The organism is Pseudomonas sp. JL3 (genome assembly GCF_031570575.1).
Classification (GTDB): domain Bacteria; phylum Pseudomonadota; class Gammaproteobacteria; order Pseudomonadales; family Pseudomonadaceae; genus Aquipseudomonas; species Aquipseudomonas cucumis.
The window spans coordinates 166,897-188,767 of the sequence record NZ_JAKWJK010000002.1 but is presented as its reverse complement, the minus strand read 5'-3'; the positions used below and the strand labels follow the sequence as shown (position 1 = coordinate 188,767).

Annotated in this window: 21 protein-coding genes; 12 read left to right on the top strand and 9 right to left on the bottom strand. The window is 59.1% G+C overall.

Features of this window, described 5'->3' with window-relative positions; translation table 11 throughout:
• The 5 genes from tusC (at position 1) to MMG91_RS04020 (ending at position 3,078) form a co-directional block, all read left to right on the top strand.
• On the top strand, positions 1–363 hold the full coding sequence (tusC, locus tag MMG91_RS04040) for a sulfurtransferase complex subunit TusC (RefSeq protein WP_310658816.1): 363 nt from the start codon (positions 1–3) through the stop codon (positions 361–363).
• Positions 363–656, top strand: coding sequence for a sulfurtransferase complex subunit TusB (tusB, locus tag MMG91_RS04035; RefSeq protein WP_310658815.1), 294 nt, complete (start codon positions 363–365; stop codon positions 654–656). The genes tusC and tusB overlap by 1 nt, the downstream gene beginning before the upstream one ends.
• Positions 653–988 carry a TusE/DsrC/DsvC family sulfur relay protein gene (locus tag MMG91_RS04030; protein WP_310658814.1) on the top strand — a complete coding sequence of 112 codons (336 nt, stop codon included), beginning with the start codon at positions 653–655 and terminating at the stop codon, positions 986–988. Before tusB ends, MMG91_RS04030 begins: the two co-directional genes overlap by 4 nt.
• Positions 985–1,986: a glycosyl transferase family protein gene (locus MMG91_RS04025; protein WP_310658813.1), complete on the top strand. Its 1,002-nt coding sequence runs from the start codon at positions 985–987 to the stop codon at positions 1,984–1,986. The genes MMG91_RS04030 and MMG91_RS04025 overlap by 4 nt, the downstream gene beginning before the upstream one ends.
• A 90-nt stretch (positions 1,987–2,076) precedes the next feature.
• Positions 2,077–3,078 carry a glutathione S-transferase family protein gene (locus MMG91_RS04020; RefSeq protein ID WP_310658812.1) on the top strand — a complete coding sequence of 334 codons (1,002 nt, stop codon included), beginning with the start codon at positions 2,077–2,079 and terminating at the stop codon, positions 3,076–3,078.
• 47 nt (positions 3,079–3,125) lie between these two features.
• Here MMG91_RS04020 and cysG read toward each other — a convergent pair whose 3' ends face one another.
• The 6 genes from cysG to MMG91_RS03990 all read right to left on the bottom strand — a co-directional run bounded on the left by cysG (position 3,126) and on the right by MMG91_RS03990 (position 10,721).
• Entirely contained in the window at positions 3,126–4,520 is a 1,395-nt protein-coding gene (gene cysG, locus MMG91_RS04015) for a siroheme synthase CysG (protein ID WP_310658811.1), read from the bottom strand.
• Positions 4,521–5,801, bottom strand: a complete 1,281-nt coding sequence (serS, locus tag MMG91_RS04010) for a serine--tRNA ligase (RefSeq protein WP_310658810.1) — start codon at positions 5,799–5,801, stop codon at positions 4,521–4,523.
• Positions 5,802–5,816: 15 nt separating this feature from the next.
• On the bottom strand, positions 5,817–6,191 hold the full coding sequence (gene crcB / locus MMG91_RS04005) for a fluoride efflux transporter CrcB (RefSeq protein ID WP_217857144.1): 375 nt from the start codon (positions 6,189–6,191) through the stop codon (positions 5,817–5,819).
• The gene (locus MMG91_RS04000) at positions 6,191–7,513 is read right to left on the bottom strand and encodes a replication-associated recombination protein A (protein ID WP_038982565.1); all 1,323 of its coding nucleotides are present in this window, start codon (positions 7,511–7,513) and stop codon (positions 6,191–6,193) included. Before MMG91_RS04000 ends, crcB begins: the two co-directional genes overlap by 1 nt.
• 107 nt (positions 7,514–7,620) lie before the next feature.
• On the bottom strand, positions 7,621–8,244 hold the full coding sequence (lolA, locus tag MMG91_RS03995; protein ID WP_007904916.1) for an outer membrane lipoprotein chaperone LolA: 624 nt from the start codon (positions 8,242–8,244) through the stop codon (positions 7,621–7,623).
• 68 nt (positions 8,245–8,312) lie between these two features.
• On the bottom strand, positions 8,313–10,721 hold the full coding sequence (locus MMG91_RS03990) for a DNA translocase FtsK (protein WP_305446143.1): 2,409 nt from the start codon (positions 10,719–10,721) through the stop codon (positions 8,313–8,315).
• Positions 10,722–11,028: 307 nt separating this feature from the next.
• Here MMG91_RS03990 and trxB point away from each other — a divergent pair, with 307 nt between their 5' ends.
• From trxB to infA, 4 genes are all read left to right on the top strand, one after another.
• Complete coding sequence (gene trxB / locus MMG91_RS03985; RefSeq protein ID WP_305446144.1) at positions 11,029–11,988, top strand: thioredoxin-disulfide reductase; 960 nt, start codon at positions 11,029–11,031, stop codon at positions 11,986–11,988.
• 68 nt (positions 11,989–12,056) lie between these two features.
• A complete protein-coding gene (gene aat / locus MMG91_RS03980; protein ID WP_310658809.1) occupies positions 12,057–12,737 on the top strand; it encodes a leucyl/phenylalanyl-tRNA--protein transferase in 681 nt (226 codons plus the stop codon).
• A gap of 56 nt (positions 12,738–12,793) precedes the next feature.
• Entirely contained in the window at positions 12,794–13,501 is a 708-nt protein-coding gene (locus MMG91_RS03975) for an arginyltransferase (protein ID WP_305446146.1), read from the top strand.
• A 100-nt stretch (positions 13,502–13,601) separates the two neighbouring features.
• The gene (infA, locus tag MMG91_RS03970; RefSeq protein WP_002553999.1) at positions 13,602–13,820 is read left to right on the top strand and encodes a translation initiation factor IF-1; all 219 of its coding nucleotides are present in this window, start codon (positions 13,602–13,604) and stop codon (positions 13,818–13,820) included.
• Between the two features lie 215 nt (positions 13,821–14,035).
• Here the strand turns inward: infA and clpA are convergent, their stop codons facing one another.
• On the bottom strand, positions 14,036–16,306 hold the full coding sequence (gene clpA / locus MMG91_RS03965; protein ID WP_052967012.1) for an ATP-dependent Clp protease ATP-binding subunit ClpA: 2,271 nt from the start codon (positions 16,304–16,306) through the stop codon (positions 14,036–14,038).
• A 30-nt stretch (positions 16,307–16,336) separates the two neighbouring features.
• On the bottom strand, positions 16,337–16,699 hold the full coding sequence (clpS, locus tag MMG91_RS03960) for an ATP-dependent Clp protease adapter ClpS (protein ID WP_015094394.1): 363 nt from the start codon (positions 16,697–16,699) through the stop codon (positions 16,337–16,339).
• 224 nt (positions 16,700–16,923) lie between these two features.
• Between clpS and MMG91_RS03955 the strand changes: the two genes are divergently transcribed.
• Positions 16,924–17,205 carry a cold shock domain-containing protein gene (locus tag MMG91_RS03955; RefSeq protein ID WP_310658808.1) on the top strand — a complete coding sequence of 94 codons (282 nt, stop codon included), beginning with the start codon at positions 16,924–16,926 and terminating at the stop codon, positions 17,203–17,205.
• Positions 17,206–17,265: 60 nt separating this feature from the next.
• On the opposite strand, the gene icd is transcribed toward MMG91_RS03955, so the two are convergent.
• Complete coding sequence (icd, locus tag MMG91_RS03950; protein ID WP_123358348.1) at positions 17,266–18,522, bottom strand: NADP-dependent isocitrate dehydrogenase; 1,257 nt, start codon at positions 18,520–18,522, stop codon at positions 17,266–17,268.
• A gap of 493 nt (positions 18,523–19,015) precedes the next feature.
• Here icd and MMG91_RS03945 point away from each other — a divergent pair, with 493 nt between their 5' ends.
• The gene (locus MMG91_RS03945) at positions 19,016–21,241 is read left to right on the top strand and encodes an NADP-dependent isocitrate dehydrogenase (protein ID WP_310658807.1); all 2,226 of its coding nucleotides are present in this window, start codon (positions 19,016–19,018) and stop codon (positions 21,239–21,241) included.
• Positions 21,242–21,369: 128 nt separating this feature from the next.
• Positions 21,370–21,816: an NUDIX hydrolase gene (locus tag MMG91_RS03940; RefSeq protein WP_305446150.1), complete on the top strand. Its 447-nt coding sequence runs from the start codon at positions 21,370–21,372 to the stop codon at positions 21,814–21,816.
• The last annotated feature ends 55 nt before the right edge of the window (positions 21,817–21,871 follow it).

The following is a 21,871-nucleotide window of genomic DNA, read 5'->3' as shown; positions in this document are numbered from 1 at the left end:
ATGGCTAAATCCTTGCTGATTATCAGCCGTCAGGCGCCGTGGTCCGGGCCGAATGCGCGGGAAGCGCTGGACATCGTGCTGGCCGGCGGTGCCTTCGATCTGCCGATCGGCCTGCTGTTTCTCGATGACGGCGTGTTCCAGCTCGCCGCAAAACAGGACGCCAAAGCCCTGCAACAGAAAGACCTGAGCGCCAACCTGCAAGCGCTGCCGATGTTTGGTGTTGAAGACCTGTTCGTGTGCGGTGAAAGCGCCGCGGCCCGTGGCCTGGACCCAAAAGGCCTGTCGCTTGAAGAAGCCCGGGTGTTGGCCGCCCAGGAAATCACCGCCCTTATTGACCGTTACGACCAGGTGATCACCCTCTGATGTCGACTTTGCATGTGTTGTCTCATTCCCCTTTCGGCGACGATCGCCTGGGCAGTTGCCTGCGCGTGATCGGCGCCAACGATGCGCTGCTGCTGAGTGGCGATGCGGCTTATGCCTTGCAGCCAGGCACCGCTCCATTCAGCACGCTGCATGCTCGCAACCTGAAACTGTTCGTACTGGCCGAAGATGCACAGGCCCGGGCTCTGCAAGTCCCGGACTGGGCCAAGGCCATCGATTACCCGGCCTTCGTCGAACTGTCGATTCACTACGACAAGGTCAACAGTTGGCTATGAAATCCCTGACGGTCGGCGCCCGTGCCATTGAACTGGACAAGGACGGTTTCCTGGTCGAACTGAGTGACTGGTCTGCCGAGGTGGCTGTCGCCCTCGCCGCGGCCGAAGACATCGAGTTGAGCCCGGAACATTGGGAGATCCTCGAACTGCTGCGCCGTTTCTACGACGAATTCCAGCTGTCCCCGGCGACCCGCCCGCTGATCAAGTACACCGCATTGAAACTGGGCCCCGCCAAGGGCAACAGCCTGCACCTGAACCGACTGTTCAAAGGCACCCCTGCCAAACTCGCCGCGAAACTGGCGGGCCTGCCCAAACCGACGAATTGCTTATGACCGACTATCCAGCATTGACCCTCGAAACGCCCGCCGAGCACCCGTTCGCCCAGTTCGTGCGGATTCTTGGCAAAGGTAAACGCGGTGCCCGCAACCTGACCCGCGAAGAAGCCCGCGAGGCCATGGGCCTGTTGCTCGACGACAAGGTCGAGGACACCCAGCTGGGCGCGTTCCTGATGCTGTTGCGGCACAAGGAAGAAAGCGCCGAGGAAATGGCCGGCTTCACCGAAGCCTTGCGTGAACGCCTGAATCCACCGGCGCTGGCGGTCGATCTGGACTGGCCGACGTATGCCGGCAAGAAGCGTCACCTGCCGTGGTATCTGCTGGCGGCCAAGTGCCTGGCGCAGAACGGCGTGCGCATCTTCATGCATGGCGGCGGCGCGCACACGGCCGGTCGGCTGTACAGCGAACAACTGCTCGAGACACTGAACATTCCACTGTGCCGCACCTGGCAGCAAACCGGCGCTGCGCTCGATCAGGGCGGCCTGGCGTTCATGCCATTGGTGGACTGGGCCCCGCAACTTCAGCGGATGATCGACCTGCGCAATACCTTGGGCCTGCGCTCGCCGATCCATTCCCTGGCACGAATTCTCAACCCGTTGGGCGCTCGCTGCGGTCTGCAAAGCATTTTCCACCCTGGCTATCAGGCCGTGCATCGCGATGCCAGCGGTTTGCTGGGCGATACCGCCATCGTCATCAAGGGCGACGGCGGTGAAATCGAGATCAACCCGGACGCCGACAGTCACCTGTATGGCACCACCGGCGGCGAAAGCTGGGATGAAGAATGGCCGCAGCTGTCGACCCAGCGCCACGTCAAACCCGCTTCGCTCGATCCTGAGCATTTGAAAGCGGTGTGGCGTGGCGACGTGGTCGACAGCTACCCGCAAATGGCGTTGATCTCGACGATGGCCCTGGCGTTGCGCGGCCTCGGTCAGACCCGCGAGCAAGCGTTCGAAACCGCCCAGCAGTATTGGGATGCAAGGAACCGATCGATTTAACCGATCATAACTGCCTAACCTTTGCGCTTTTTGTTCGAACCTATGCGCATAGACTCCTCTCCAACGCTTATCGGTTGAGGAGTCAGGAAAATGGGTTTGTTAGTCGAAGGCCGCTGGCAAGATCAGTGGTACGAAAGCAGCAAGGATGGCGCGTTTCAGCGCGAACAGGCGCAGCGTCGTAACTGGCTGACGGCCGATGGCAAGCCGGGTCCGACCGGGGATGGCGGCTTTGCGGCCGAGGCTGGTCGCTATCATCTCTATGTGTCCCTCGCCTGCCCGTGGGCTCATCGCACCCTGATCCTGCGTAAGCTCAAAGGCCTGGAAAGCCTGATCGATGTGTCGGTGGTCAGTTGGTTGATGCTGGAAAACGGCTGGACCTTTGACAAGCACCTCGGCTCGACCGGCGACAAGCTTGATCACTTCAATTTCATGCACCAGCGCTACACCGCCGACACCGCCAACTACACCGGCCGCGTCACTGTGCCGGTGCTCTGGGACAAGCAGACGAATCGCATCGTCAACAATGAGTCGGCGGAGATCATCCGCATGTTCAACAGCGCTTTTGATGAGTTGACCGGCAATGACCTGGATTTCTACCCGGCGCCATTGCGGACCGAGATCGATGCGCTGAACGAGCGGATTTATCCAGCAGTGAATAACGGCGTCTATCGCGCCGGGTTTGCTACGTCGCAGCAGGCTTATGAAGAAGCGTTCGATGAGTTGTTTGGTGAGCTGGATCGGCTGGAGCAATTGCTGGGCGCGAATCGGTACCTGACGGGTGAATACCTGACGGAGGCGGATATTCGGCTGTTCACGACAATGATTCGTTTCGATGCGGTGTACTTCGGACACTTCAAGTGCAACCTGCGACGGATTGCCGATTATCCGAATCTGTCGAACTGGCTACGGGAGATTTATCAGTGGCCGGGGATTGCCGAGACGGTGAGTTTTGAGCACATCAAGAATCACTACTACGGCAGCCACAAGACCATCAATCCGACCGGGATCGTGCCTAAAGGGCCAGCGCAGGATTTCACTGCGGCTCATGATCGGGCGCGGTTGAAGGGGAAAGGGGTTTGGTGCAAGGGTTAACAAAGGATCGTTCCCACGCTCCGCGTGGGAACGATCAAACTCAGTCTCTAGACCTGCGCCTGAGCCCCTTCAAACCACGCCAATTTCTCGCGCAATTGCACCACTTCCCCGACGATCACCAGCGTCGGCGCATGCACTTCATGCTCCGCCACCAGCCGGGGAAGGTCAGCCAGGGTGCCGGTAAACACCCGCTGATTGACCGTGGTGCCCTGCTGGATCAACGCCGCCGGGGTATCGGCCGCGCGACCGTGTTTGATCAACTGCTCACAGATGATCGGCAAACCCACCAACCCCATGTAAAACACCAGGGTTTGCGCCGGTGCGACCAGGTCGGCCCATGGCAAATCGGTGGAACCGTCCTTGAGGTGCCCGGTGACAAACCGCACCGACTGCGCGTAATCGCGGTGAGTCAGCGGAATCCCGGCATACGCTGCGCAACCGCTGGCTGCAGTAATGCCCGGAACAACCTGGAACGGGATGCCATGGGCTGCCAGTTCTTCGATCTCTTCACCGCCACGCCCGAAGATAAACGGATCGCCGCCCTTCAACCGCACCACGCGCTTGCCGGCTTTGGCCAGATCCACCAGATGCTGGTTGATCTGTTCCTGAGGCACGGCGTGATCGGCGCGGCGCTTGCCAACGTAGACCCGCTCGGCATCGCGACGGCACAAATCCAGAATCGCCGGCGCCACCAGACGGTCATACAGCACCACATCGGCTTGCTGCATCAGGCGCAAGGCGCGGAAGGTCAACAGATCCGGATCACCCGGCCCGGCGCCCACCAGATAAACCTCGCCGGTAGCGACAGGCGCTTCGCCATTGATTTTCGCCAACATCAAGCGCTCGGCCTCGGCGCCCTGCCCGGCCAGTTGCCGGTCGGCAATCGGGCCCTGGAATACATCCTCCCAGAACGCCCGGCGCTGCTGCACGTCCGGAAACAGGCCTTTGACCTGAGTGCGGAAACGCGCCGCCAGACCGGCCAATTGACCGTAGGTGGAAGGAATCCAGGTTTCCAGCTTGGCGCGAATCAACCGCGCCAGCACCGGCGCATCGCCGCCGCTGGACACCGCGATGATCAGCGGAGAACGGTCGACGATCGCCGGGAAGATCACGCTGCACAGGGCCGGCGCATCCACCACGTTGACTGGCACGCAACGCCGATGAGCATCGGCGGAGACTTGCGCGTTCAGCGGTTCGTCGTCGGTGGCGGCGATGATCAGCCCGCAACCGTCCAGGTCCGTTTCGGCGTAGCCACGCAACAGGCACTCACCACCGCTGCCGACCACTAGCTCGCTCAGTTGCGGTTCGATTTCCGGTGCGACCACCCGCAGCAGCGCACCGGCTTCGGCCAGCAGGCGGGATTTGCGCAAGGCAATTTCCCCTCCGCCGACGACCAATACACGACTGCCGCGAAGGTTATGAAACAGCGGCAGATAGTCCATTTAGCCGATGACCTCAAGGCCACCCATGTACGGCTTGAGCACCTCAGGCACACGGATCGAACCGTCGGCCTGCTGGTAGTTCTCGAGCACCGCCACCAGGGTACGACCGACCGCCAGGCCGGAACCGTTCAGGGTGTGAACCAGCTCAGGCTTGCCGGTTTCCGGGTTGCGGAAACGCGCTTGCATGCGCCGGGCCTGGAAGTCGCCGCAGTTGGAGCACGACGAAATTTCGCGGTATTTGTCCTGGCTCGGAATCCACACTTCCAGGTCGTAGGTCTTGACCGCGCTGAAACCCATGTCGCCGGTGCATAGCGCCAGGGTGCGGTATGGCAGTTCCAGCAGTTGCAGGACTTTTTCAGCGTTAGCGGTCAGGCCTTCCAGCGCTTCCATCGAAGTCGACGGCTCAACGATCTGGACCATCTCGACTTTGTCGAACTGGTGCTGACGGATCATCCCGCGAGTGTCGCGACCCGAAGCACCGGCCTCGCTGCGGAAGCATGGCGTGTGTGCCACGAATTTGATCGGCAGCAGTTTCGAATCGACGATCTCGCCAGCGACGATGTTGGTCAGCGACACTTCAGCGGTCGGGATCAGGTACAGATCGGCTTCGCCTTCGCGGCTGATCTTGAACAGGTCTTCTTCGAACTTCGGCAGCTGACCGGTGCCCTGCAACGCAGGCGCCTGCACCAGGTACGGGGTGTAAGCCTCCTCGTAACCGTGTTCGTTGATGTGCAGGTTGATCATGAATTGTGCCAGTGCACGGTGCAGACGAGCGATCGGGCCGCGCAGCAGGGCGAAACGGGCGCCGGACAGCTTGGCGGCGGTTTCGAAGTCCAGCCAGCCGAACTTCTCGCCCAGGGCCACGTGGTCCTGAACCGGGAAATCGAAGGCTTTAGGCGTGCCCCAGCGGCGCACTTCAACGTTGCCTTCTTCGTCATCGCCGACCGGCACCGATTCGTGCGGCAGGTTCGGGATGCCCAGCAGGATCGAATCCAGCTCGGTCTGAATCGCGTCCAGCTCGACTTTACCGGCGCTCAACTCACCCGCCATGCGCTCGACGTCGGCCATTAACGGCGCGATGTCTTCGCCGCGTTGCTTGGCCTGACCGATGGACTTGGAGCGCGCGTTACGTTCAGCCTGCAATGCTTCGGTGCGGGTCTGGACGGTCTTGCGCTGTTCTTCCAGCGCTTCGATGTGCGCAACATCCAGGGCAAAGCCACGGGATGCCAGGCGGTCCGCTACGTCCTGAAGGTTGCTACGTAACAGTTTGGAATCGAGCATGTCGGTTTCTCGTTATCAAAGTTTGGTCAAGGACAGGCCAGCCCAGGTGGCGAGCAGCCCGCCGAATACGCTGATGGCCGCATAGCCCAGGGCCAGCGGCACTTGCCCGGTTTCCAGCAGGCGCACCGTATCCAGTGAAAAGGATGAAAAAGTCGTCAGCCCCCCGAGGAAGCCGATCATCAACCCGGCGCGCACCTCTATCGGTACTTCCGGGCGCATCAAAAACAGACCGTACAAAACGCCGATCAGCAAACAGCCCACGATATTAACGGCCAGCGTCGCGGTATAGAAGTGCCGCGGCCAATTCGCGTTGATCCAGTTCCCGGTGGCGAAGCGCAATAGCGTACCGGCGACACCGCCGACAGAAACGGCAACGATCAATGGAATCACTATTTTCTCCGCTGCCGTGGGCTTAGACGATCAAGTTGCGCGAGGTGATTAAGCTTTTCGCCAATCTTCAGCTCCAGGCCGCGGGGCACTGGTTGATAAAACCGTTGCGGTTCGAGCTCGTCCGGGAAGTAGTCTTCGCCGGCGGCGTAGGCATCCGGCTCATCGTGGGCGTAACGGTATTCGTCGCCATAGCCCAATTGCTTCATCAATTTGGTCGGCGCGTTGCGCAGGTGCAGCGGCACTTCGAGCGAACCGTGTTCGGTGGCGCTGCGCATCGCGGCTTTGAAGCCCATGTACACCGCATTGCTTTTCGGCGCGCAGGCCAGATAGGTAATGGCCTGGGCCACCGCCAACTCACCTTCGGGACTGCCAAGGCGTTCCTGCACTTCCCACGCCGCCAGGCACAGGCTCAGGGCGCGGGGGTCGGCATTACCGATGTCTTCGCTGGCCATGCGCACCACGCGCCGGGCCAGGTACAACGGATCGCAACCGCCATCGATCATCCGCGCGAACCAATACAGCGCGCCATCGGGATTGGAGCCGCGCACCGACTTATGCAGCGCGGAGATCTGGTCGTAGAAGGCTTCGCCGCCCTTGTCGAAACGTCGACGGGTATCGCCGAGCAGACTTTGCAGCAGGTCAACGCCGATCTCACTGTTGTCTTCGGCCAGATCCGAGGCGTTTTCCAGCAAATTGAGCAGACGCCGGCCATCGCCATCGGCGGCGGACAACAGCATCTGGAAGCCTTCATCGCTAAGGGTCAGTTGCCGCTTGCCCAACCCACGCTCTTCGGTCAGCGCGCGATGCACCAGCTTGCGCAGGGCCGCTTCGTCGAGGCTTTTGAGCACATAGACGCGCGCCCGGGACAGGAGCGCGTTATTGAGTTCGAACGAGGGGTTTTCGGTGGTCGCACCGATGAAAATCAGCGTGCCGTCTTCAACGTACGGCAGGAACGCATCCTGCTGGGACTTGTTGAAGCGGTGTACTTCGTCGACGAACAGGATGGTGCGTTTACCGTATTGCCCGGCCTGCTGCTTGGCGACTTCCACCGCCTGGCGGATTTCCTTCACGCCGGCCAGCACCGCCGAAACCGTTTCGAAGTGCGCATCGGAGACTTCCGCGAGCAGGCGCGCCAAGGTGGTTTTACCCACCCCCGGCGGTCCCCAGAAAATCATCGAATGCAGAGCACCCTGCTCCAGCGCTTCGCGCAAAGGCTTGCCGCGAGCGAGCAGGTGTTCCTGACCGACGTACTCATCCAGATTGGCCGCGCGCAGGCGTGCGGCCAAGGGTTGAGCGATCGGGGCGCTGCGAAACAGGTCCATCACTACTTATGAAACCTCACTGGGTCCTGATGCCGATCAGTCAAGGATTGAACAGTGCAGTTCCTGTGGGAGCGGGCTTGCCCGCTCCCACAGGTTCTATCTGCTCTTTATTCCTGAATCACGTCGGCACCCTTGGGGATGTCGAACTTGAATTTGGACGCAGGAATCGGCTCGTTGGCCTTCACGCCGGTAAACAGGATATTGGTGCGCTGGCCGACGCTGTCAATCAGTTGCATGTCATTGACCAGACCGTTGCGGAACGACAGACGCAGACTGTCGAACAGGGTGTCTTTGGTTTTCGGCTTCAGGGTGAAGTCGATCACGCCACCGGCTTCCTTGGCGCTGATGTCGAAGCTCTGGCTGATCTTGGACACGTCACCGGACAACAGCAGCGCAGGAGTCTGGGTCAGACGCTGGTCGAGGGTCTTGATGGTGACCTGCTCCAGGTCCGGATCCCACAGGGAAACCTTCTTGCCGTCGGACACCATCAGTTGCTCTTGCGGCGCATCGGTGTGCCAGTAGAACAGGCCCGGACGCTGCAAGGACATTTGCCCGGCGGTTTCCTGCAACTGGGTGCCACTGCCATCGAGGGTCAGCTGGGAGAAACGCGCGGTCAGGGTCTGGGATTTTTCCAGCAGTTGAGTCAGACGCGCCACGTCCTTGTCATCGGCGTGGGCCGAGAGCGTGGTCAAAGCCAGTACCGGCAGCAACAGCATGCGGATAAGACGCATGGGAGTCCTCATAAACATTCGTGGGAGTGCGGGCGACGTCTCAAGACACCGCCCCTTTCAAAACCGGATCAGTCGCGCACCGGGCCAGGGGCCAGGACTTCACGCGAACCGTTGGTGTTCATGGACGTCACGACCCCGGCCATTTCCATGGCTTCGATCATGCGCGCCGCGCGGTTGTAGCCGATTTTCAGCTTGCGCTGAACTGCGGAGATGGATGCGCGGCGGCTTTCCAGTACGAACTGCACCGCTTCGTCGTAGAGCGCATCGGTTTCGGCATCATCGTCGCCACCGCCACCGCCGCCGTTTTCAAAGCCGCTACCGGCCTCTTCGACACCAGCGAGGATGTCATCGTTGTATTCCGGTGCGCCGCGCAGTTTCCAGGCTTCAACCACCCGGTGAACCTCGTCATCGGACACGAACGCGCCGTGAACACGAATCGGCAGACTGGTGCCCGGCGGCATGTACAACATATCACCGTGGCCCAGCAGTTGTTCGGCGCCGCCCTGGTCGATGATGGTCCGCGAATCGATCTTGCTCGATACCTGGAACGCCATACGGGTCGGAATGTTCGCCTTGATCAGACCGGTGATCACGTCCACCGACGGCCGCTGGGTCGCGAGGATCAAGTGGATACCGGCCGCACGGGCCTTTTGGGCGATACGGGCGATCAGCTCTTCAACCTTCTTGCCGACGATCATCATCATGTCGGCGAATTCGTCGACGACCACGACGATGGTCGGCAGTTTTTGCAGCAGTGGTGCCTCGTCGTGGATGCTTTCACGCTTGTACAGCGGATCGCTCAACGGCTCGCCGGCGTCCTGGGCTTCCTTGACCTTGGCGTTGAAGCCCGACAGGTTACGCACGCCCATCTTCGCCATCAGTTTGTAACGCCGCTCCATCTCGGCGACGCTCCAGCGCAAGGCGTTGGCGGCGTCCTTCATGTCGGTGACCACCGGGCACAGCAGGTGCGGAATGCCCTCGTAGATCGACAGCTCAAGCATTTTCGGGTCGATCATGATCAGTTTGGCGTCTTCCGGGCCAGACTTGAACAGAATCGACAGGATCATCGCGTTCACACCCACCGACTTACCGGAACCGGTCGTACCGGCCACCAGCAAGTGCGGCATTTTCGCCAGGTCGGTGATGACCGGCTTGCCGCCGATATCATGACCCAGGGCCAGGGTGACCGGGGACTTGAAGTTATCGTACTCGGGGGTCGACAAGACCTCGGAGAACCGCACGATCTGCCGGTCTTCGTTAGGGATCTCGATACCAACCGTGGTCTTGCCCGGAATCACTTCCACGACACGCACACTGGTCACGGCCAGGGAACGGGCCAGGTCTTTCGCCAGGTTGGAGATGCGACTGACTTTGACGCCGGCTGCCGGCTGGATTTCGTAACGGGTAATGACCGGGCCCGGGTGAATCGAATCCACCGAGACTTCGACGCCGAATTCCTTGAGTTTGATTTCCAGCAAGTGGCCGACGGCCGCCAGGGATTCAGGCGAATAATTGAGTTGTTTCTTTTCCGCGGGGTCGAGAATCGAGATCGGCGGCAAGGTGCCTTCCACGGCGCTGTCGACGAACAACGGCGCCTGCTTCTCTTTTTCCACGCGCTTGCTGGGCGCTGCGGGTTTGGGCGGAGCCGGGGCAATCACCGGCGGCACCTGCTTCTCGCGCTCGGACATGTGCTTGCTCAGGGCCTGCTCGCGCTCGATCAGGCGCTCCTTGACTTTGGCCTGCTCGCGTTTGTCGGTGACAGTCGGGGCGACCACGTCATGCACGCGATCGTCGACCTCACGCAGTTGGGCGACCAGTTGCTTGCGTTCCATACGGGCCGCCCACCAACGATTGGCCGCACCCTGAAACAGTTCGAACAGATCAAGGGTGATCTTGCCGGTGACGTCCATCACCTTGAACCACGACAGGTCGGTGAACACCGTGAGGCCGAACAGGAACAGCGCGATGAACAACAGCGTGCTGCCCTGGATGTTCAGCGCGTTCCTGGCCAGATCGCCGAGGCTTTCACCCAAAGCGCCACCCGCCCCCGCTGGCAGACCGGTCGCCGCGTGGAAATGGATGTGGGCCAGCGCTGCACCCGACAGCACCAGAAATACCAGGCCGATCAGGCGCCAGGAGAACAGCCAGCCGCTCCACTGCCACGGCTCGTGGCGCTGGCGGAAGATCTGATACGCCTTGATCGCCAGCAACAGCGGGAAAATGTAGGCGAAGTAACCCAGGACCATGAACAGGATGTCGGCGCTGTAAGAACCGGCAGGTCCGCCGAAGTTCTGCACATCGTCGATCTTGCTGTTATGGCTCCAGCCCGGATCGTCTTTGCCGTAGGTCAACAAAGCCATCATCAGGAACAGGCACAAGGCGCCGATGGCGATCAATGCACCTTCCTTGAGCCGGTAGTGCAATTGCTGGCGCCAGAGCGGGACGACTGTTTTAGGTGCTGCGGTGGATTTCTTCAAAACGCTTCTTTTCCTGCGCCCATGGCGCGTCCATCTGTTGAATGACTATAAAAACTGCCCAATCCAGGCAGGTAAAAAAGTTAACAGGCGCAACTGGGACTACTTTTAACACTGCGCCCCGGTTTTTCGAAATACGGCACGCACCGCTTTTTTGATACAAACACTGTTACAAGCAGGCATTGTACGGGTTTGTTCGCCCGATGCCATGCTTGAGACCCTTGGGTGCAAGCATAGCCAACAGCACAGTACGCGCAGTCCAATTTGAGCATGCATTCTCTTTTGTGACAAAGGCTTATGAGGTGTTTTTATGAGTGAAGCGAAGCATTCCCGCCTGATTATTCTGGGTTCCGGCCCTGCCGGTTACAGCGCAGCCGTTTATGCCGCTCGCGCCAACCTCAAACCCGTTGTCATCACCGGCATACAGGCAGGTGGCCAGCTGACCACCACCGTCGAAGTCGACAACTGGCCCGGCGACGTCGAAGGCCTGACCGGCCCGGTACTGATGGAACGCATGCAAAAACACGCCGAACGCTTCGACACAGAGATCGTTTACGACCACATCCATACGGCCAAGTTGCAACAGCGCCCGTTCGAGCTCATTGGCGACAGCGGCACCTACACCTGCGATGCGCTGATTATCGCCACCGGCGCTTCGGCGCAATACCTGGGGCTGCCATCGGAAGAAGCCTTTGCCGGCAAAGGGGTTTCGGCTTGTGCCACCTGCGATGGCTTCTTCTACCGCAACCAGGTGGTCGCAGTGGTCGGCGGAGGTAACACCGCCGTCGAAGAAGCGCTGTACCTGTCGAACATCGCCAAGGAAGTTCATCTGATTCACCGTCGCGACAAACTGCGCTCGGAGAAGATCCTCCAGGACAAGCTCTTCGAAAAAGCCGCCAACGGCAATATCCGCCTGCACTGGAACCAGAATCTGGACGAAGTACTGGGCGATGCCAGCGGCGTGACCGGTGCCCGCCTGCGGCACAGCCATACGGGCGAAACCAATGATTTGTCGCTGGCTGGCGTATTCATAGCCATCGGCCACAAGCCCAACACCGACCTGTTCCAGGGCCAGCTGAAAATGCGTGACGGCTACCTGCTGGTCAAGGGCGGCAGCGAAGGTGACGCCACCGCCACCGACATCGAAGGCGTATTCGCCGCCGGTGATGTGGCCGATCATATTTACCGCCAGGCGGTGACCTCTGCCGGGGCCGGCTGCATGGCCGCGCTGGATGCCGAGAAGTATCTCGATGACATCCCCACCGTTTGACGGTTAACCTCCTTCAAGGCGGGCTCAACGGCCCGCCACCGCCCTCCCCTTCTGCAAGCCCGGATGCCATGCTGACTTGGTTACAACGCAATACCCTGACCTTCCCGCCACTGGAAAAAGCCATGCGCGACCCCAACGGGCTGCTGGCCGCGGGCGGCGATTTGTCCGCCGATCGTCTGATTCAAGCTTATCGTCACGGTTGCTTTCCGTGGTTCTCGGAGGGCCAGCCGATTCTCTGGTGGTCGCCGGATCCGCGCACGGTTTTGTTTCCCGACGAATTGCATGTCTCCCGCAGCTTGAACAAACTGCTGCGCCAACAGCGCTATCAAGTGACCTTCGATCGGGATTTTGCCGCGGTCATCCGCGCCTGCGCCGCACCGCGCGAGTACGCTGACGGCACCTGGATCACCCAAGCGATGCAGGATGCCTATGTCGAGCTGCACAGGCGCGGTTACGCCCATTCGGTGGAGGTCTGGGACGATGGCATACTGGTCGGCGGGCTCTACGGCCTGGCTATGGGGCAATTGTTTTTCGGCGAGTCGATGTTCAGTCGCGCCGACAACGCCTCCAAATATGGCTTCGCCACCCTGGTGCGACACCTGAAAGACTCAGGTTTTGTGCTGATCGACTGCCAGATGCCTACCGATCATCTGCACAGTCTGGGTGCCCGAGCCATTCCCCGCCGCGAATTTGCCGGCTACCTTGCGCGGCACCTGGATCAACCGGGCCGTGCCACCTGGGTTTGCTGAGCGACTTTCCCCCACGTGGCTTACACTTAATCAAAAGCTTATCCCGAGGGTTGATCATGACCGAGTTGGCGCGTTTGAAGTTTTATGCCACTCAGCCCCACTCTTGCAGTTATCTGCCCGAGGAGCAGGCCACGACGCTGTTCCTCGACCCTAGTCAGCCCATGGATGTGCATGTCTACGCAGACCTGTCGGAAATGGGTTTTCGTCGCAGTGGCGATCATCTCTACCGGCCCCATTGCCAGCATTGCAATGCATGCGTACCGGCGCGCATTCCTGTGGCGCAATTTACCCCCAACCGTCAGCAGAAACGCATTGTCAAACGCAATGCCGACTTACAGGTGCGTCCGGCCAGGCCAAAGTTCAGCGAAGAGTATTTCGACCTCTATCAGCGCTACATCGAACAACGTCACGCCGACGGCGATATGTACCCGCCGAGCCGCGACCAGTTTTCGACCTTCCTGGTGCGTGACCTGCCGTTCTCCCGCTTCTACGAATTTCGTCTCGAAGGCCGACTGCTGGCAGTGGCCGTCACTGACTTGCTGCCCAACGGTTTGTCAGCGGTCTATACCTTCTACGAGCCCGCCGAAGAGCGTCGTAGCCTGGGGCGTTATGCGATCCTGTGGCAAATCGGCGAAGCCCGACGCCTGGGGCTGGAAGCCGTCTATCTCGGCTACTGGATCAAAAACTGCAAAAAAATGAGCTACAAGACCCAATATCGCCCTATCGAACTGCTGATTAATCAACGTTGGGTCATCCTGAGCTAGAACCCCTTGGCTTAAACCCCATTTTTCGGGCACAATGCACGCCGCTTTTGCCTGGCGCAGTTGCACCGGGCCATTCATTGGACACCGAGGGCTTTACTGCATGTCGAAAGAAGACAGCTTCGAAATGGAAGGCACTGTCGTCGACACCCTGCCCAACACCATGTTTCGTGTGGAGTTGGAAAATGGGCACGTCGTAACCGCGCATATTTCCGGCAAGATGCGCAAGAACTACATCCGTATTCTTACCGGCGACAAAGTGCGCGTCGAGCTGACGCCCTATGACTTGAGCAAAGGGCGCATCACCTACCGCGCTCGCTAATCAAGTCAATACAAAACGCCCGGCTATGCCGGGCGTTTTTGTTTGCGGATCGTTCCCACGCTCTGTGTGGGAACGCCTCAACGGACGCTCTGCGTTCGGCTTTTGAAGGGACGCGGAGCGTCCCGGGCTACATCCCAACGCGGAGCCTGGGAACGATCATGGCAGAAAGCAAAAAGGCGCCAATCGGCGCCTTTTTGCTTTGTTGCGGTTTAACGTCAGGCCATTTCAGCCGTGGTCTCGAACTCGAAGGTCAGTTCGCCGTCCTTGATGTCGATGTGTACCACACCGCCATGTTCGGCCAGTTCGCCAAAGAGAATCTCCTCCGCCAGCGGACGCTTGATCTTGTCCTGGATCAAACGCGCCATTGGACGAGCGCCCATTGCCGAGTCGTAACCACCGGCCGCCAGCCAACTGCGAGCAGCATCGGTGACTTCCAGCAGCACGCGCTTGTCTTCCAACTGCGCCTGAAGTTCGGTAAGGAACTTGTCCACCACGCTTTTGATGACCTCATGGCTGAGGCGACCAAACTGGATAATGGTGTCCAGACGGTTGCGGAACTCCGGCGTGAAGCTCTTCTTGATCACTTCCATCGCATCGGACGAGTGGTCCTGATAGGTGAAACCGATCGAAGCACGGGCTGCAGTTTCGGCACCGGCGTTGGTCGTCATGATGACGATTACGTTACGGAAGTCCGCCTTGCGCCCGTTGTTATCGGTCAGCGTACCGTGGTCCATGACCTGCAACAGCAGGTTGAAGACTTCCGGATGCGCCTTCTCGATTTCATCGAGCAACAGCACGCAGTGAGGCTGCTTGGTGATGGCTTCGGTCAGCAGACCGCCCTGATCGAACCCGACATAGCCTGGAGGCGCACCGATCAGACGCGATACGGTGTGGCGCTCCATGTACTCGGACATATCGAAGCGAACCAGCTCGACCCCCAACGCCTTGGCCAGTTGCCGCGCGGCCTCGGTTTTACCAACACCGGTCGGCCCTGCGAACAGGAACGAACCGACGGGCTTGTCAGGCGACTTGAGGCCGGCACGGGACAGTTTGATCGCAGTCGACAGCGAGTCGATCGCCGCATCCTGACCAAATACCGTGAGTTTCAGGTCACGCTCAAGGTTACGCAGCAGCTCTTTGTCGGAACTGGTGACGTGTTTTGGCGGAATTCGCGCGATTTTCGCGACGATATCCTCGACCTGAGCCACTTCGATGCGCTTCACACGCTTCTCGATCGGTTGCAGACGCTGATAGGCGCCCGCCTCGTCGATGACGTCGATGGCCTTGTCCGGCATGTGCCGGTCATTGATGTAACGCGAGGCCAGTTCAGCAGCGGCGCGCAGGGCTTCATCGCTGTATTCGATGTTGTGGTGCGCTTCAAAACGCCCTTTCAGGCCGCGCAGGATGCCAATGGTGTCTTCCACCGAAGGTTCCGACACATCGACCTTCTGGAAGCGCCGAGCCAGAGCACGGTCCTTCTCGAAGATCCCGCGGAATTCCTGGAACGTGGTCGAACCGATGCAGCGAATGTCGCCCGAAGACAGCAATGGCTTGAGCAGGTTCGAAGCATCCATGACGCCACCGGACGCAGCGCCCGCACCAATGATGGTGTGGATCTCGTCGATGAACAGGATTGCCTGCGGACGTTTTTTCAGCTCATTGAGCAGCGCCTTGAAGCGCTTCTCGAAATCGCCGCGGTATTTGGTCCCGGCCAGCAAAGCCCCCAGATCGAGGGAATACACCACGCTGTTGGCCAGCAGGTCCGGCACCTGGTTGTCGACAATGCGTTTGGCCAGGCCTTCGGCAATCGCCGTTTTACCCACGCCCGCCTCGCCCACCAGCAGCGGATTGTTTTTGCGACGACGCGCGAGGATCTGCGCGACACGCTCGACCTCCAGCTCACGGCCTACCAACGGATCGATACGACCCTGGCGCGCAAGTTCGTTGAGGTTGCTGGCATAAGCATCCAGAGGATTGCCTGAGGAAGAAGACTCACCGCCCTCGTCGTCCTGCATATCTTGTTCACCTTCAGAGTGATCGCCATGCCCCGGCACTTTGGAAATGCCATGGGCGATGTAGTTGACGACATCGATGCGCGCAACGCTCTGCTGTTTCAGCAGAAACACTGCCTGACTCTCTTGCTCACTGAAGATTGCGACCAGCACGTTAGCGCCAGTCACTTCGCGTTTGCCCGAGCTCTGTACGTGAAAGACAGCACGTTGCAATACACGCTGGAAGCCCAGGGTTGGCTGGGTTTCACGATCCTCGTCATGAAGAGGGATCAATGGCGTGGTGGAGTCGATGAACTCCTGCAGATCATGCTTGAGTTTGTCGAGGTTTGCGCCGCAGGCACGCAAAACGGTGGCGGCAGCCTCATTATCCAATAGGGCCAACAGCAGGTGTTCGACGGTCATGAATTCATGACGCTTCGAACGAGCCTCCTTGAAGGCAAGATTGAGGGTGACTTCGAGCTCGCGGTTTAACATAGCTTCACCTCATACCCAAGTGGTCGGCGATTAACCGTCCTTCTCGATTTCACAGAGTAGCGGATGCTGGCTTTCCCTGGCGTACTGGTTGACCTGCATGGCCTTGGTCTCGGCGATGTCGCGGGTAAACACTCCACATACTGCCCGTCCTTCTGTGTGGACGGCCAGCATGACCTTGGTCGCCAGCTCGCGATTCAGGTTAAAAAACACCTCGAGCACTTCGACGACGAAATCCATCGGTGTGTAGTCATCGTTGAACAAAACCACCTTGTACATCGGTGGCGCCTGTAAAGCAGGCTTAGCCTCCTGAACAGCAATGCCTGCGGAATCGTCGTCGTGTAAATCAGGGCGATCCTGATTGAATGTTAGTCGAATCTGGCTGATTGCATGCATGGAAAGAAAGGTTCGTCAGTTGTGCAAATACAGTGGTGGGGGCGGCTATGAACGTTTTCAACTCCGACTGCCCGGTCACCTTGACTATCGGAAAATCGGTGTTACAACCAATAGAGCCCACAGTGGGTAAAAAAGGTCCGCGGAGTCAATCTATTTGCAAGATTAGACTGCGGATTAACTGGATGATACTCCAGTGATGGAGTCTGTTGCAGAGGGATATGGGTATGGCTGTCGGTAAGGTGAAATGGTTCAACAATGCCAAGGGGTTCGGTTTCATTAACACCGACGCCAGAGAAGGTCGTGACGAGGATGGCAAGGATATCGATTTCTTTGCCCACTATTCGGCTATTGAAATGGACGGATACAAAACCCTCAAGGCCGGACAAATCGTTAGGTTTGAGATCATTCAGGGCCCCAAAGGGCTGCATGCAGTAAAGATCGCATCTACCAACTCCCCGAACGAACAGAGCGCCCCTGCCACCCGACAAGAAACAGTGTCGAGCTGACGCAGCTCGTCATCCAGTCATAAAAAAACCGCCCGAAGGCGGTTTTTTTTGTCAGTTGGCTTACATGTGCGAGATCAGCGCATCACCAAACGCAGACGACGACAGCAGTTTCGCGCCCTCCATCAGACGTTCGAAGTCATAGGTCACGGTTTTCGCGGAAATTGCGCCGTTGGTACCTTTGATGATCAGGTCGGCCGCTTCGGTCCAGCCCATGTGACGCAGCATCATTTCGGCGGACAGGATCAACGAACCCGGGTTGACCTGGTCCTTGCCGGCGTATTTCGGCGCAGTACCGTGGGTCGCTTCGAACATGGCCACGGTGTCGGACAGGTTGGCGCCCGGCGCGATACCGATACCGCCCACTTCCGCCGCCAGGGCGTCGGAGAGGTAGTCGCCGTTGAGGTTCAGGGTTGCGATCACATCGTACTCGGCCGGGCGCAGCAGGATCTGCTGGAGCATGGCGTCGGCGATGGCGTCCTTGACGATAACGTTCTTGCCGGTTTTCGGGTTCTTGAACTGCATCCACGGGCCGCCGTCGAGCAGGGTCGCGCCGAATTCTTCAGCAGCCACTTCGTAGGCCCATTCCTTGAAGGCACCTTCGGTGAACTTCATGATGTTGCCTTTGTGCACGATAGTCAGCGAGTCGCGGTCATTGTCGACCACATACTGCAGGGCCTTGCGCGCCAGACGCTTGGTGCCTTCCAGGGAGACCGGCTTGATGCCGATACCGCAGTTTTCGTCGAAACGGATCTTGGTGACGCCCATTTCTTCTTTAAGGAACTTGATGACCTTGGTCGCTTCCGGCGAACCGGCCTTCCATTCGATACCGGCATAAATGTCTTCCGAGTTTTCGCGGAAGATCGTCATATCGACATCACCTGGCTTCTTGACCGGGCTAGGTACGCCTTCGAACCAGCGCACCGGACGCAGGCACACATACAAATCGAGTTGCTGACGCAGGGCCACGTTCAGCGAACGGATGCCGCCGCCGACCGGCGTGGTCAGAGGGCCTTTGATGGAAACCACGTAATCCTTGACTGCGTCCAGGGTTTCCTGAGGTAGCCAGGTGTCCTGATCGTAAACCTGAGTTGCTTTCTCCCCGGCGTAGACTTCCATCCAGGAAATTTTGCGTTCGCCGCCGTAAGCCTTCTTAACAGCAGCATCGACAACCTTGATCATGACCGGGCTGATATCAACGCCAATACCATCGCCTTCGATGAAGGGGATGATCGGGTTGTTAGGAACATTGAGAGAATGGTCCGCGTTGACGGTGATTTTGTCGCCGACGGCTGGAACCTGAATCTTCTTGTATCCCATGCTGAACTCCATTGTTTGGATTGAACATCTGGCTGCGTTCGAGCGTACCCCAGTTAAATCGGCGCGCAAACCCTATGTTCCGCCCATCTGCCGCAAAGCTGCACAGTTCGCGACGTACAAGCCTGAAAGCAAAGGGAAAAGCGCCAAACTCAAGCACGGCGAACGACTCTACGCCCCACACCGGCCTGCGACCTTTAGACCAATGGACGAAAATCGTTGCCTATGAACCATCGGCAGATTGCCAGCTACCTATGTATAATGCCGCCGCTGACCACAGAGTCACGACGGCCGACCGCTCTATCACAAGACGTTGGGCCCGAATAAGCCGGATTGTTATCGCAGTCCACCCGCTTGACGCTCGACTGATGCACCCAACATCACCGCGAAGAAACCTCGACATTCGGCTCATGGATGACTTTGAACGAACGCGCTTACCCGGCGCCCCTCGAGTTTCTGCGCACGCTTTAGCAAAGAAGAGAGAGTTAATCCGAATATGCCCACCCGCTCGAAGATCATCTATACCTTCACCGACGAAGCCCCAGCCCTCGCCACCTATTCACTGTTGCCTATCGTAGAGGCTTTCACCGCCTCGGCTGATATCGCCGTTGAAACCCGCGATATCTCTCTTGCAGGGCGCATTCTGGCCAGCTTCCCCGAGCAATTGGGTGACAAAGCCGTAGCCGACCACCTCGCCGAACTGGGCGACCTGGCCGTTACGCCTGAAGCCAACATCATCAAGCTGCCGAACATCAGCGCTTCGGTTCCGCAACTGCAGGCCGCGATCAAAGAGCTGCAAGCCCAGGGCTTCGCACTGCCGGACTACCCGGAAACCGTAACCTGCGATGCCGACAAGCTCGCCAAGTCGCGTTACGACAAGATCAAGGGCAGCGCCGTGAACCCGGTTCTGCGCGAAGGCAACTCTGATCGTCGCGCACCACTGTCGGTCAAGAACTACGCGCGCAAGCACCCGCACAAAATGGGCGCCTGGGCCAAAGACTCCAAGTCCCACGTCGCTCACATGAGCACCGGCGATTTCTACGGCAGCGAGAAAGCCGCCCTGATCGACGCCGCTGACGCCGTCAAAATCGAACTGATCGCTCAAGACGGCACCACCACCGTCCTGAAAGAAAAAACCACCGTGCAAGCCGGTGAGATCCTCGATTGCGCCGTTCTGAGCAAAAAAGCGCTGCGCAGCTTCATCGCGGCCGAGATCGAAGACGCCAAGCAAAAAGGCGTGCTGCTGTCGGTTCACCTGAAAGCCACCATGATGAAGGTCTCCGACCCGATCATGTTCGGCCAGATCGTTGCCGAGTTCTATAAAGACGCCCTGGCCAAGCACGCTGACGTGCTGGCACAGATCGGCTTCAACCTGAACAACGGCATCGGCGACCTGTACGCTCGCATCAAAGCCCTCCCGGCTGAGCAACAAGCGCAGATCGAAGCGGACATCCAGGCGGTCTACGCCGCTCGTCCGTCGTTGGCCATGGTCAACTCCGACAAAGGCATCACCAACCTGCACGTGCCGAGCGACGTCATCGTCGACGCCTCGATGCCAGCGATGATCCGTGACTCCGGCAAGATGTGGGGCACCGACGGCCAGCTGCACGACACCAAGGCCGTGATCCCGGATCGCTGCTACGCCACCATCTACCAGGCGGTGATCGAAGACTGCAAGCTGCACGGCGCTTTCGATCCAACCACCATGGGCAGCGTGCCAAACGTTGGCCTGATGGCGAAGAAAGCCGAAGAGTACGGCTCGCACGACAAGACTTTCCAGATCAAGGCAAACGGCGTGGTTCGGGTTTCCGACAGCGCTGGCCGCACCCTGCTGGAACAGTCGGTTGAAGCCGGCGACATCTTCCGCATGTGCCAGACCAAAGACGCGCCGATCCAGGATTGGGTCAAACTGGCCGTCAACCGTGCCCGTGCAAGCGCAACTCCGGCCATTTTCTGGCTGGACCCAATGCGCGCCCACGACGGCGTAGTGATCGAGAAAGTTCAGGCGTACCTGAAGGATCACGACACTTCTGGCTTGGACATCCGCATCATGTCGCCTGTCGACGCGATGAAGTTCACCCTGGACCGCACCCGCGAAGGCAAGGACACCATTTCGGTGACCGGCAACGTACTGCGCGACTACCTGACCGACCTGTTCCCGATCATGGAACTGGGCACCAGCGCCAAGATGCTGTCGATCGTTCCGCTGATGAACGGCGGTGGTCTGTTCGAAACTGGCGCCGGCGGTTCGGCACCGAAGCACGTTCAGCAGCTGCTGGAAGAGAACTTCCTGCGTTGGGATTCCCTGGGTGAGTTTCTGGCCCTGGCCGCTTCCCTCGAGCACTTGGGTGTTACCTACAACAACCCTAAAGCGCTGGTGCTGGCCAAGACCCTGGATCAGGCCACTGGCCAGTTCCTGGACAACAACAAGTCGCCATCGCGTAAAGTCGGCAACATCGACAACCGCGGCAGCCACTTCTACCTGGCGCTGTACTGGGCTCAAGCCCTGGCCGCCCAGACCGAAGACACTGCACTGCAAGCGCAGTTTGGCGAACTGGCCAAAACCCTGACCGAGAACGAAGCGACCATCGTTGCCGAGCTCAACGCCGTTCAGGGCAAGCCAGTGGACATCGGCGGTTACTACCACGCCAATGCCGAGCTGATCAGCAAGGCCATGCGCCCGAGCAACACGTTCAACGCCGCGATCGCTGCGCTGGTTTAAGGTTGTAAGGGAACATCACAAGCCCCGGCCATGTGCCGGGGTTTGTATTTCTGGCGTTCAGACATATTTATCTGTCAGAACCCGACCCACAGGTCTCGTGTTTCAACATTCAGAATCGAGGAAGCTTTATGGATTGGCTACCCCACATCACCGTCGCCACCATCGTCGAAGACAATGGTCGCTTCCTGATGGTCGAAGAACTCAAGCACGGACAAACGGTGCTCAACCAGCCCGCCGGCCATCTGGACCCGGAAGAAACCCTGATCGAAGCCGCCATACGCGAAACCCTTGAAGAAACCGGCTGGGACGTCGAGCCGACCGGCGTGGTAGGCATTTATCTCTACACCGCCCCAAGCAACGGCGTGACCTATCAACGCGTTTGCTTCACCGCCAAAGCGCTGAAACACCACCCGGATTATCAATTGGACGACGGTATTGTCGGCGCGAAATGGCTGACGCGTGACGAACTGCTGCAACAGCGCGCAAACTGGCGCAGTGAGCTGATCATCCGCTGCATCGATGATTATCTGGACGGTAAACACTTCAGCCTCGAGCTGATCCGCCCTTCTCTTTAGCCTTGCAGGCTTGAGCCTGCTAGAATCGCGTCCTTTTTCAAGACACTCATTAAAT